The sequence below is a fragment of the Sphingomonas sp. NCPPB 2930 genome, assembly GCF_042867205.1.
Taxonomy (GTDB): domain Bacteria; phylum Pseudomonadota; class Alphaproteobacteria; order Sphingomonadales; family Sphingomonadaceae; genus Sphingomonas.
Genome location: NZ_JBHZQU010000049.1, coordinates 1 through 848, shown reverse-complemented (window position 1 = coordinate 848; position 848 = coordinate 1). Strand labels below are relative to the sequence as shown.

1 pseudogene is annotated in these 848 nt (G+C 62.5%); it reads right to left on the bottom strand.

Annotation, left to right across the window (positions count from 1 at the left end):
* Positions 1-762, bottom strand: a pseudogene (locus ACFX59_RS18250) (IS5 family transposase); the annotation flags it as partial.
* Positions 763-848: the final 86 nt, after the last annotated feature.

Genomic DNA, 848 nt, shown 5'->3' with positions numbered 1-848 from the left:
CATCGTGGACAAAGGGTAGCCAGAGCAGGACTGAGGCGAGGCTAACGAAGCCGATGTAGGACTGGGTGGTTTTGTCGTAGCGTGTGGCGACACGTCGCCAGTTCTTGAGCTTGTTGAACAAGCGCTCGATCTGGTTACGCCAGCGATACTTGACCCGATCATGCGCCGCCGGGTTGCGGCGGTTGCGCCTGGCCGGGATCACGGCCTCGACGTTCATGCTGGCCAGGGTGTCGCGAACCGCGTCGCTGTCATAGCCTTTATCCGCAAGTAGCGCGTCGATGCGGTCGGCGATCATGCGCATCAATGGGCCAAAGCCTTGCGTGTCATGCGCCTGACCCGGCGTCAGGACGAAGGCGAGCGGACGACCTCTGACATCGCAGCGGGCGTGGAGTTTGGTGGTAAAGCCGCCGCAGGATCGACCGAGCGCCTCGGCCGCACCAGTCCCTTTTTTATGCCCACGGCACAGTGGTGTGCCCGGACGACCGTACTGTCGATCATGTCGGCGCGGCCATCGCGTTCCACCGCACCGGCCAGCGTCTCCAGCATGGCGTCGAACACACCCGTCGTCGTCCAGCGACGGTAGCGGCGGAACACGCTATTCCACTTGCCATATTCCTCCGGCAGATGCCGCCACTGCGCACCCGTCCGCGCAATCCACATCATGCCTTCGAAATAGGGCCGATTGTCACCAGCGGGACGACAGCCTCGTCCACGCTCGGCCGGTAGCAGCGGCCCGATCAGCGACCATTCCTCATCCGACAAACCGATCCGTTCGCCCAAGTCTGCCTCCAAAAGGCAGCCTTGAATCAGTGGCGCACCACGACGTCAAGCTTTGTCCACGATACCTA